Here is a 10,533-nt window from a genome sequence, read left to right as displayed (position 1 = left end):
TCCCTCTCGTACATGTCAATGGCAGGGCGCAGGGGGCGCGCCTGCAAGACGCCATCGGGGCCGAAAGGGAATTCGGCGTCCACGCGGATGAAGATAAGCTCGTTCGGAAGGAAGCCAAATCGGTAGCGTGTCATAGGTCTGCACTCGGTTCGATGAACGTCATGATTTTGTAGCTGGCCTAAGCGTTGTTGCGGACTCGTCGGGGGTGACCCGTTTAGGATTACGGTACAGATTCCCGCAGGGTTGCACCCCGTATCGTGTTGTATGTAGAATTGCGCATAGTACACTAAATCTACATGATAATACTTCGCTTCATTTAGAAAGGTTCCATCGAGCCTAAGGAAGGGCTTCCGCGTTGGGCGAGAATGGGGCGAACACCCTGTTCGCCCCAACACGGTTTCTCCATTCGCTTTCCCTTGACAAAGTGGGAAGGCGAGCCGGTTAAACGTTGCAGATGCGGTAGGCCTGTTCGAGTGAGGCGACGGCATCGCGTGTGGGCGTGAACTCCTGCCCCACATAGCCTTCGTAGTTGGTTTCGGCGATGGCACGCATGATAGCAGGATAGTACAGTTCTTGCGAGTCGTCTATTTCGTGTCGGCCTGGATTTCCTGCCGTGTGGAAATGGCCGATATGCTCGATATGGTTTTTGATGGTGCGAATGATGTCGCCCTCCATGATCTGCATATGGTAGATGTCGTAGAGCAGTTTCACTCGTGGCGAGCCAACACGGCGGCATACCTCGACCCCCCAGGCCGTGTGATCGCACTGATAGTCGGGGTGGTCCACTCTGGAGTTCAGCAGCTCTAAGACCAGGGTAACCCCGGCCTGTTCGGCCGCTTTTGCCACTCGGCGTAGCCCGTCAACCGTGTTTGTCAGCCCCTCTTCATCGGAGATGCCGCCTCGGTTGCCGCTAAAGACGATGAGGCAGGGAATATTCCATTTCAGGGCGATCTCCAGGTTCTGATGGATCTCTTTCTCGATGCGGTCGTGATTCTCGCGGCGATTAAGGCCATCGGTGAGGGATTTATGCCCTCCCATGGTCACGATACGCAGCCCCGCATCCACCACCTTCGGCCAAAGCTCTTGGGGGCACATCTCCACTCCGGCGTAGCCTATTCGCTTTGCCTCCGCAATAAGCTTATCCGGCTCTAAGGAGTGCGCAAAACCCCACCACGCCAGCGATTGTTTGATCGTTGCCATAGCCAACTCCTGTTTCTAAAGATAGGGGATAGTACACGCCCTACTATTTCTCTGTCTTATAGCCATCCTCCTGCATGGTTTGGGTAGAAGTTACATGAGTTTTTACACGGCGGCTGGGAGCGTCTTAATCAAAATTTAATCTTCTATTAACACCTCGTTAATATTTTGGGAAGTAATCTCTTTCCGTACGGCAGAAACCAAGGGTTTTTGTACTACATGTTACGATATCAAAAGGAGATTCACACGAATGAAACGCGGTTTTACCCTCATTGAGCTGCTTGTCGTTATTGCAATAATAGCGATTTTGGCAGCTATTCTCTTTCCGGTTTTCGCCCAAGCACGCGAGAAGGCCAGAGCCATCTCGTGCTTATCTAACCAGAAACAGCTTGGATTGGCATTCGCCATGTATTCGCAAGACTATGATAACACGCTCATGCAGACGACTTATGAATCGCCAGTTTTGAAGATTCACTGGTCGTTTATTCTCCAGCCCTACGTTAAAAACGTTCAAATATTCGTCTGTCCTTCCGACCCAAACCCTGTGACTCCCAAGACGCCTTGTTTGGCAGGGCAAACACCGGGTTTGAACTGCGACGCCCAGGTGCCGAAGTTCTCGTACATTAACAACTACAACGTTATCCCTGCGCACGACTGGCTTCCCGTTCCCGAATCGGCTTACAACTATCCTGCCTCTCTCATTGTGCTAACGGAGCGTCGAGATAAGGAGAACAACGGTTATGTGATCGGCCAATGGAAGGGGACGAGCGGGTTCGGCGGTGCGAAGAACGGTGGACAGATTTGTAACTACGAGCAGCCATTGGGAAATGGGTACCATTACGTTACTTTACAGGAGGCGCTTGCCGGTTTGAACGGCCCCAAGGATAAGGTGGAGATCACGCGGGTGAGATGGGACAGACACAATGGCGGGGCAAACTACCTTTTCTACGACGGCCACGCAAAGTTCCTTCGCTTCGAGCAAACATTGAACCCTAGCAACTTTCTCTGGGGCGATCAGTGGTATCCACCGCAGGCACCCTGGAACACAGGATGTTAAAGCACAAAAGCAAGGGAACACATCTATGCGAATAAGTTGCAGAGTACTGTTGCTTTGGATTCTGCTTTTACCTGTTGCAGGCCTGGCGGAAAGCTCGCGCCCGCTTTTGCCTTTACCTACCCCGGCTGCGCGTTTCACGATTTCACCGCAGCAGGAAGGGCACTTCACTTTCGTGCTAGGTGGAGATAATAGGTCTGTAGGGCGCGGTGTGCCTATGCCACCAACGGCGCAGCAGATATTTACGGAGGTTGCCCTACTGCGACCCAACTTCGTGTTATGGACAGGCGACACCATCTACGGCACGGACGATACCATCCCAGAGGCCGAGCGGGAGTACGAAGCATTTCTGAAGGCAGCCGCTTTGGCCGAGGTTCCCATCTACAATGCTCCGGGGAACCACGAGATACATGACCGTCCGGAGATGGCCAAACTCTATGAGCAACGGATGGGGCGTCTGTACGGCTCTTTCGACTATGGAGGGGTTCACTTCATCGCGCTCAACACGGCCGATTTTGGGATGAAGGGCGGAGTAGGGGCGGAGCAGATGCAGTGGCTACAGCAAGACCTGGAGGCCAACAAAAACGCAGGGCTTATCGTCGTGTTTACGCACTATCCGCTCTTTCCCAAAAACGCAGATGAGGGCTTTGCCGACTCGGCTAATCGCGATGCGCTCCATAGACTGTTTGTGCAGTATGGGGTCAAATACGTTTTCTCCGGCCATGAACACCTCTACTACACCTCGGTACACGATGGAATCCACTACATCGTTTCCGGCGGTGCAGGGGCGCCGAGCGACGCCCCGGTTGATGATGGTGGGTTCCAACACTACCTTCTCTGCGAGGTGGACGGAAAAGAAATCCATATCACCGTGATGCAACCTTGGCGTCTTTTCGCGCAAATCGTGAAGGCAGACTCTAAAGACCCAACCGGCATGTTGATGAACTACACTCTACAAGACTTGCCGATGTATTTGGAGTTGCCCCGCCTAGGGGATGATGAGGCGGTTTCTGCCATTGTGAGCTATAAAGGCAAGCGAACCCCCTTGCAAGCCGCAGAGGTTCCTGTGCCGGGCGATAAACAGCACGTGTATGTTAAAGTGCTTGTCCCTGCCCATAGAGCGGCTATGGTGGAGATTACGCCAAAAAGATAGTATAGGCTGTTAGTTTGAACTTAAAGAGCTAGCCACACAGGCTAGCTCTTTTATCGCTGGGGATGCCCTATCCCCGTTAGCTCAGGGAATAGATTTTGCAGGGAGCGGGGTATATAATATAGGAAGTCCGGGAGGAACTGAGTTTCACACGGACGGTTTCTTTGGAGGTGAACTGTTTGAGCCACGAACCCCAGACGGAGGCGACGGCCTCATCCGATGCTGTCTCCCCCTATCTTAGTGTGGTTGTGCCGGCCTTTAATGAGGAGAAACGGTTAGGCCCCTCCCTCAAGCGCATGCTGGCCTACTTCGATTCCCAGCCCTACTCCTATGAGATTCTCGTCGTGAGCGATGGCAGCACCGACGGCACAGAAGAGCTTGTGCGCCACATTGCGGCCTGTCGGCCTCAGGTGCAGCTCCTTGCCTATGCGCCAAATCGGGGGAAAGGCTATGCCGTTCGTTACGGCATGCTACGCGCTAAGGGCGAACGTCTGCTCTTTACCGATGCCGACCTGGCTACCCCCATTGAAGAGGTGGAAAAGCTACACGCCAAGCTCGATGGCGGCTTCGATGTGGCCATCGGGTCGCGCGATGTGCTCGGCTCCGAGTTGGTTAAGCGCCAATCGTGGCTGAGGGAGACTGCCGGAAAGACCTTCAACCGTCTTGTGCGTCTGCTTACCGTGCCCGGCATTCATGATACGCAGTGTGGGTTTAAGCTTTTCTCACGTTCTGCGGCTCACACCATTTTTAGCCGTTGTCGTATTGACCATTTTGCCTTCGATGTTGAGGTGCTCTATTTGGCGATCCGCGTTTTCGAGTTTCAGGTTGCTGAAGTGCCTGTGCGTTGGGCGCATCAGGAGGGATCGAAGGTTCATCTGCTGCGGGACGGGCTGCGGATGGTGCGCGCCGTTTGGCGCATCCGTACCACCCGTTATCGGGGAGCAACGGCTCCCTCTCTAGAGTTGCCTTTACAATGAAAACGGCAGAGTATGAGCGGATGTATCGCCTGGAAGAGGCCTACTGGTGGTTTGTTGGGCGTCAGGCGTTACTTGAACGGCTCCTCGCACAGTTTTATGGAGGCCATGCCGCCGGAGAAGGCGCGCCGATTATTTTGGATGTAGGGTGTGGAACGGGAGCGATTTCGCGAAGGCTCACCAAGTGGGGGCGGGTGGTTTCCACCGATTTTTCCGCTTTGGCGCTGGAGTACTCGCGCCGACGCGGTCTCCAACACCTTTTGCGGGCCGATGCCATGCGCTTGCCGTTTGCCACGGCCTCGTTTGACCTGGCCGTTTGTATGGACGTGCTTGAGCATTTGCCGGATGACCAAGCGGCGCTGTGTGAGCTGTTTCGCGTGTTGAAACCGGGGGGACGGCTTATTGCCACCGTGCCTGCCTACCCGCATCTATGGGGCGAGCATGATCTCGCCCTTATGCATTTCCGGCGTTACCTGCGGCATGAGCTGGAGGACCGGGTGAATCGGGTTGGCTTTCGCATCCAAAAGATAACGCATATCATGACGCTGCTCTATCCTGTGGTGGCCTTACAACGGCGCCTGCTGGCCAAACGTCCCCCGCACGACCCCCCTCAGGCGGCGATGCCAATGGTGCCCGGCTTCGTGAATCGGGCGCTCATCGCCCTTTTGGAGTTGGAGAACCGATGGGCCTGTCGCTTCTCGCTTCCCTTCGGTTTAACGATATTATGTATTGCCGAGCGACCCGAAGTGCCTGCAGTGCAACGCACGACGGGCTGTTCAGAAAAAATGGCGGTATGAGATATGGATCGTGTGGAAGAGAAGACTCTCAAATGCATTCGTTGCGGTTTTTGTTTAGATGCCTGCCCCACCTTTCGTTTAACCGGTCGTGAGACTCTCAGTCCGCGAGGGCGCATCTATCTGGTACGTTCCTGGCATGAGGGCGTTATCCCCTTGAATGAAGAGGTTGTAGAGGCCTTCGACACCTGTTTAGGCTGTCGTGCCTGCGAAACCGCTTGTCCCTCTGGCGTGGAGTATGGGGCGATTCTGGAGATGGCACGTGCCGAAATAGAGGCCAAGCACAAGCGTCCGCTTTTGCAGGGCATAGCGCGCAAGCAGCTTGTAGACCTGTTGGCGAACCCCAAAAGGTTGGCGCTCTCCTTGAAGGCGGGGCGTCTGTTGCCAAGTGCGCAGCAGGGCCGACTCCCCGGTTTCGCTGCGAAGTTGTTGTCCGGCACCACCGATACGCCGGTGCGGCTGCCGCAGAGCCACGGGAAGACCGCGCCTCTCCCCGAGAGAAGTCCGGCTTTTGGGGAGAAGAGATATACGGTCGGCATGCTCACCGGTTGCGTTATGCAGGTGTTGTTTGCCGACATCAACGCGGCGACGGTACGGGTTTTGCGAAAAAACGGGTGCGAGGTGCTGGCGCCCTCGCGGTTGGGCTGCTGTGGGGCGTTGCATCTGCATGTGGGGCTTTTGGAGGAGGCTCGACGTTATGCGCGCGCCTTCCTTGACGCTTTGTCGCCGTTTTTAGAAGAGATGGATGCTTTTGTGGTTAATTCGGCCGGGTGCGGTTCCACGTTGAAAGAGTATGCGGAGTTGCTGCACGACGATCCGGATTATGCAGAGCGTGCGCATCGTTTCGCCGAGAAGGTACGCGACGTTAGCGAGTGGCTGATGGAGATAGGGCTTTCGGCCCGGCCGAACCCTTTACCTCTCACGGTGACCTATCACGATGCCTGCCATTTGGCTCATGCCCAACGCATCCGTAGCCAGCCGCGCGCTCTGTTGCAAACCATTCCGGAGCTGAAACTGGTGGAGTTAGAGGAGGCGGATACCTGTTGTGGCAGTGCCGGTGTGTATAACATCACCCAGCCGGAGATGGCGAAGAGGCTACTGGATCGGAAAATCGAGAACATTCGGGCTACGGGCGCCGACTATGTGGCAACCGGCAATCCGGGGTGTTTGGCATGGATAGAGCAAGGTGTTGCCGATGCAAAACTGGCCATAAAAGTATGTCATCCCATTGAACTATTAGACCGGGCGCTTTCCTAAGATATTTCAGCAACAAACAGCCTTAAGGGAGGAGACACAAAATCTCCACCCTTTCTTTATGCCAAGTCAACCAACATTCAAAGCATTAGGCGTGCCAGTGGCCGCTGCCCTTATTGCCTCCCCCTCCTCCGTGGGTTTCGATGCCATCGTCGGCGATGGTGGCAGGAGGAGCCGTTTTCGTTAGGGTAAGGCTATAGGGGTGACGCGCTTGAGAATGCTTGCCTTGTGCGGTAAAAAGCAGACAGGCCAGCACCAAAAGCGCGGGCACACCGATGAGCCATTTTGCGAGCACAACAAAAGGTTTATTCATTGGGGGTTATCCTTTCCGAGTTCGGTTTCCAGCCAGTTCCACCACGAGATCAGGTCAGGATCGCGAATCTGGAACAGAGTTTGCAAAAGTTTATCCGGCGGGCACGAGGGCCAATTCGCCTTCAGCGCCGTTTCCAGTGCCCGTTTTGCCTCGATGTAGTAGTGATCCTTCACATAGGCCAGCAAAAGGTTCACCACGCGCATCGGGGTCGGTTTCTGCACAGCGATCTGGGCGTAATAGAGAGCACGCTCGATGTTCCTCTCCCTATTACGACCGGCGTCGAACCAAGTGAGATAGATGTCGGCGATGTTGTTAGCAGCGATATAGCGTTCATCGCCGGCTTTTGGATCGGTTAGAATCAGTTGATACAGTTGAAGCGCCTCACGGAGGTGCCCCTGTTGGATGAGGGTGGCACCGGCCTCGGTAAGCGCCGGATAGAACGTGCTATCTTTCTCAAACGCCCGTTTATAGTATACAACAGCTTCTTCTAATTTTCCACTCTTGCGAAGTTGCCAGGCTTTTTCGTAGAGGGCCTGCGCCTCACCGGAAGTGGAGGTGGGTCGGTCGCCGATGGTATAGGTATCGAGAACGCGCACGGTTTGGCGCATTTCCGGCGAAGGCGGTTCGACGCCATCTGCAAAGCTTACTTCGTTCACAATGGCCTCGTCCACATTCCCTTGGGGATCAAGCGTATTCGCAGAGCGAGCGGCCCACGTGCTTTGAAGCAATCGGGAGCGCAACGCCTCTTTACGCGCCTCGTTCCACGTGGTTGCGGGCGATTTCGGCTGAGCGTGCTGGCGTCGAGTCGGAGCGGTTTTGGGGTGCAGCAGAACATGGAGGAAGGGGTTATCGGCATCGCACTGTTGCCGAAGGAGGCGCACCAGGGTGGCACGGGCCCGGCACACCGTTTGACGTTCCCGATCGGTTTCTGGGGGAACGTACTGCCCCTGTTGGCGTTGACGCTCGCGTGCGATGTCGTGCTTAAGGGCTTCGAGGTAGTTCTGAGGGAGGGCACGTAACGCTTGGGCCAAAGCTTGGCGGAAGCGCGATCGCTCCTCTTTATCTATGAGGGACGCCTCCGGGTAGACCGCCTCCGAGGTATCGGCGATGACATCGCGCAGGCAAAGGCCTTCGTCTTCATCTCCTATCGGCTGATCGAGGGAAACCGTAGGGACTTCGCGTCGTGCGATTCGTTCGGCATCGCTGATAACGGAGCGAATGCATCGGCTAAGATAGGCTACGGGGTCGGGAAAGAGGCTATCGAGGGCGGTGGAGAAATCTAGCCCTTGCAACTGAGGTGCGGCCTGGTATTGCCGCAGGGCCACGCGAGCCATCTTGCGGCAGGCCTCTTCGAGAGCCACATAGCAATCGTTGGCGCTGAGACGTGGGGGGAGAAGCCGTCCATCTTCGAGGGGGCGCGGTGAGGAGAGAAGGGTGACGGCGCGCGCTCCATAGCGCTGCAGAACGATATCCGTTGCTTTTCTGAGGGCTTCATCGCTCAGAAGAGCTTCGGGTCGTCCGCGCGTTTCTGGAGGCTTCGGTAGTGGCCATACCGTTACCTGTGTTTTCACGGGCTATCTCCTCGGAACAGGTTGCAGTCGGTACGCACCTGCGCCCGGCTTACATTCTCTGTAACGTATCGGCATGTGCACCGTGACAGTTTGATGCTGTGGCCGCACACACCGGCCTTTTGGAGGGCTTCCACTTGGTTAGACGGATGAAACGACCGACGGGGTTCCTTGTTTTTGATCTTCGTAGAGCAGGCAGCGAACCTGTTGGCCGGACGACAGGCTGTAGAGGGGAATGTTTTCTTTGTCGCAGCGATTGGGGATGCGGGCGCTGCATCGCGGAAAGAAGGGACACCCCGTAGGCTTTTGGGTAAGGCTAGGCGGCTGGCCGGGAATGGTGGGAAGGTGTTGGCGCCGTGCTTCCGGCGCTTCGAGTGGGATGGTGGCGGCGAGGAGGCCGTGGGTGTAGGGATGGAGTGGAGCACGAAATATCTGCTCGGTGGTGCCGGCCTCCATCAGTTGGCCGGCATACATGACGAGCGTACGGTTGCATGTCTCGGCCACAATGCCCAAGTCGTGAGTAATAAGGAGCAGGCCGGAGCCGTTTTGGCGTTGGAGGGTGGCCATGCGATCCAGAATTTGGGCCTGCACGGTGACATCGAGGGCTGTGGTAGGTTCATCGGCTATGAGGAGGAGCGGTTTGCAGGCGAAGGCCATGGCAATGAGCACGCGCTGGCGTTGGCCGCCGGATAGTTCGTAGGGGAACTGCCTCATCTTCTGTTCGGGGGTAGGGATGTGCACGGTTTTGAGAAGTTCAACGGCGTAGTCGTAGGCGGCTTTGCCTTTAAGCGGCAGGTGGATTCGGATGGCCTCAAGCAGTTGGGCCCCGACGGACATTGTGGGATCGAGGGAGGAGAAAGGGTCTTGGAAGATCATGGCCATCTTCTGCCCACGGAGTTTTTGGAGGAATTTGGAGGGTTTGCCGACAAGCTCCTCGCCGTCGAAGCGAATGGAGCCACCGGTAATTTTAGCGGGGGGCAACCCCATGATGGCGAGCGCGGTAGCGCTTTTTCCGGAGCCCGATTCGCCCACCAACCCCACGGTCTCGTTGCGGTCGAGGGTAAAAGAGAGGTCGCTCACGGCATAGACCGTCTGTTCAGCGGCTTGAAACTGCACCTGAAGGTTTTGCACTTCCAGTAGAGGCATGGGGTTGGTTAGGGCACTCCCAGAAGATGTTCTTTGGCAAAATCCTGCAGTCGGGCGCCCGTCCAGCCGGAATCCACGTAGCCGTCGTGCACAATAAGCCGATAGCGCAGCGAGATGGGTTTGGCCAGGTTTTGCGCAAACCCGCTCCATAGGAGGGGGGAGGGGGAAAGGGTGCCATCGGCAGAGAGGTTCCAGTCGGTGGGGAAGAAGGGGTTTTGGGGGTGGTCCATCAGGGCGAAGCCGACGGTCTCTTTTTGAATGACGCCCACAAAGCCACACCAGGCTGCACTGCGCCGATGGATCTGTTCTATGCCGAAGGCACCGCGGCTGTTTCGGGCGAGGCCGGTTTCGCGAAGGAACGGCTCGGCAATGTAGAGTTGCAGCAGATCGTGAGGGGCATTGCCGAAGACGATTTCGCGCCCCGCGCAGGGGCGTAGGTGCAGAAAGATGTCGAGAATGCGAGAGGGGCCTGGGCCGGGCAGGGCACGAAAGATGCGCGTTTCGGCGATGATCGGCTCTCCGGTGGGGGTAATCCAGAGGCTATCCTGACGAAGCCCTACGGAGCACGGGCCTCGGCGCGCCATGGTAGAGAGCGGGACGATGACGCCTTTGGGGTAGGCAGAGTTTGAGGAGGGGGTAAAGTCGAAGCCATCCACATTCTCACGGGCGATGCCGAGCACAATGCCGGCCGTGTTCGGCTTGAGAACAGGCCTTCGGTCTTTGGCATAGATAGCGGTAAAACCACAGGGAGCGACAGAGGAGGTTCGGTAGACGGCAAACAGCCCGCCGTAAATCCAAAACTCCACGCGCTCAGGCCGGGCGACAAGCGTTACAGGGTTTTCTTCAGGAAGCATGGGCTTCCGACCTCACTCTTCATAGATGGAGTAAGTTGGCGTCGAGAGGTAGCGTTCGCCGGTATCGGGGACGATCACCACGATCAGTTTCCCTGCATTTTCGGGGCGTTTCGCCACTTCAACGGCGGCCCACACGGCCGCTCCGGCCGAGATGCCGGCAAAGATGCCTTCTTCTCGGGCAAGCCGGCGTGCCATCTCCATGCTATCGGTTTCGCAAACCTGGATGACC

11 protein-coding genes are annotated in these 10,533 nt (G+C 56.4%); 5 read left to right on the top strand and 6 right to left on the bottom strand.

The genetic code is table 11. The features are described from left to right. Window positions 1-441: 441 nt before the first annotated feature. The gene (locus tag VKV18_RS14140; RefSeq protein WP_324204830.1) at window positions 442-1,200 is read right to left on the bottom strand and encodes a hydroxypyruvate isomerase family protein; all 759 of its coding nucleotides are present in this window, start codon (window positions 1,198-1,200) and stop codon (window positions 442-444) included. A 247-nt stretch (window positions 1,201-1,447) separates the two neighbouring features. Here VKV18_RS14140 and VKV18_RS14135 point away from each other — a divergent pair, with 247 nt between their 5' ends. The 5 genes from VKV18_RS14135 to VKV18_RS14115 all read left to right on the top strand — a co-directional run bounded on the left by VKV18_RS14135 (window position 1,448) and on the right by VKV18_RS14115 (window position 6,426). Beyond that, entirely contained in the window at window positions 1,448-2,254 is an 807-nt protein-coding gene (locus VKV18_RS14135; protein ID WP_324204829.1) for a prepilin-type N-terminal cleavage/methylation domain-containing protein, read from the top strand. 25 nt (window positions 2,255-2,279) lie between these two features. Then, entirely contained in the window at window positions 2,280-3,404 is a 1,125-nt protein-coding gene (locus tag VKV18_RS14130; RefSeq protein WP_324204828.1) for a metallophosphoesterase family protein, read from the top strand. 176 nt (window positions 3,405-3,580) lie between these two features. After that, window positions 3,581-4,378 (top strand): dolichyl-phosphate beta-glucosyltransferase, encoded by a 798-nt coding sequence (locus VKV18_RS14125; RefSeq protein ID WP_324204827.1) that lies wholly within the window; start codon window positions 3,581-3,583, stop codon window positions 4,376-4,378. Continuing rightward, a complete protein-coding gene (locus VKV18_RS14120; protein WP_324204826.1) occupies window positions 4,375-5,172 on the top strand; it encodes a class I SAM-dependent methyltransferase in 798 nt (265 codons plus the stop codon). Before VKV18_RS14125 ends, VKV18_RS14120 begins: the two co-directional genes overlap by 4 nt. A gap of 3 nt (window positions 5,173-5,175) precedes the next feature. Next, a complete protein-coding gene (locus VKV18_RS14115; protein WP_324204825.1) occupies window positions 5,176-6,426 on the top strand; it encodes a (Fe-S)-binding protein in 1,251 nt (416 codons plus the stop codon). Between the two features lie 85 nt (window positions 6,427-6,511). Here the strand turns inward: VKV18_RS14115 and VKV18_RS14110 are convergent, their stop codons facing one another. From VKV18_RS14110 to VKV18_RS14090, 5 genes are all read right to left on the bottom strand, one after another. Continuing rightward, the gene (locus VKV18_RS14110; RefSeq protein ID WP_324204824.1) at window positions 6,512-6,736 is read right to left on the bottom strand and encodes a hypothetical protein; all 225 of its coding nucleotides are present in this window, start codon (window positions 6,734-6,736) and stop codon (window positions 6,512-6,514) included. Continuing rightward, window positions 6,733-8,307: a hypothetical protein gene (locus VKV18_RS14105; RefSeq protein WP_324204823.1), complete on the bottom strand. Its 1,575-nt coding sequence runs from the start codon at window positions 8,305-8,307 to the stop codon at window positions 6,733-6,735. The genes VKV18_RS14110 and VKV18_RS14105 overlap by 4 nt, the downstream gene beginning before the upstream one ends. 138 nt (window positions 8,308-8,445) lie before the next feature. Further along, window positions 8,446-9,450: an ABC transporter ATP-binding protein gene (locus VKV18_RS14100; RefSeq protein ID WP_324204822.1), complete on the bottom strand. Its 1,005-nt coding sequence runs from the start codon at window positions 9,448-9,450 to the stop codon at window positions 8,446-8,448. Between the two features lie 8 nt (window positions 9,451-9,458). Continuing rightward, window positions 9,459-10,304: a DUF6807 family protein gene (locus VKV18_RS14095; RefSeq protein ID WP_324204821.1), complete on the bottom strand. Its 846-nt coding sequence runs from the start codon at window positions 10,302-10,304 to the stop codon at window positions 9,459-9,461. A gap of 12 nt (window positions 10,305-10,316) precedes the next feature. After that, on the bottom strand, window positions 10,317-10,533 hold a 217-nt coding region (locus VKV18_RS14090), incomplete at its 5' end, for a pyridoxal-phosphate dependent enzyme (RefSeq protein WP_324201845.1).

Origin of the sequence: Chthonomonas sp., from assembly GCF_035294505.1 — a bacterium.
Taxonomy (GTDB): Bacteria; Armatimonadota; Chthonomonadetes; order Chthonomonadales; family Chthonomonadaceae; genus Chthonomonas.
Note: the sequence above shows the minus strand (reverse complement) of the source record. Positions and strands in the feature narration are given on the sequence as shown.

What these genes read in the sequence shown, in the direction of transcription:
- VKV18_RS14140 (WP_324204830.1), bottom strand. Translation starts at nt 1,200, where the DNA reads ATGGCAACGATCAAACAATCGCTGGCGTGGTGGGGTTTTGCGCACTCC.
- VKV18_RS14135 (WP_324204829.1), top strand. Translation starts at nt 1,448, where the DNA reads ATGAAACGCGGTTTTACCCTCATTGAGCTGCTTGTCGTTATTGCAATA.
- VKV18_RS14130 (WP_324204828.1), top strand. Translation starts at nt 2,280, where the DNA reads ATGCGAATAAGTTGCAGAGTACTGTTGCTTTGGATTCTGCTTTTACCT.
- VKV18_RS14120 (WP_324204826.1), top strand. Translation starts at nt 4,375, where the DNA reads ATGAAAACGGCAGAGTATGAGCGGATGTATCGCCTGGAAGAGGCCTAC.
- VKV18_RS14115 (WP_324204825.1), top strand. Translation starts at nt 5,176, where the DNA reads ATGGATCGTGTGGAAGAGAAGACTCTCAAATGCATTCGTTGCGGTTTT.
- VKV18_RS14110 (WP_324204824.1), bottom strand. Translation starts at nt 6,736, where the DNA reads ATGAATAAACCTTTTGTTGTGCTCGCAAAATGGCTCATCGGTGTGCCC.
- VKV18_RS14100 (WP_324204822.1), bottom strand. Translation starts at nt 9,450, where the DNA reads ATGCCTCTACTGGAAGTGCAAAACCTTCAGGTGCAGTTTCAAGCCGCT.
- VKV18_RS14095 (WP_324204821.1), bottom strand. Translation starts at nt 10,304, where the DNA reads ATGCTTCCTGAAGAAAACCCTGTAACGCTTGTCGCCCGGCCTGAGCGC.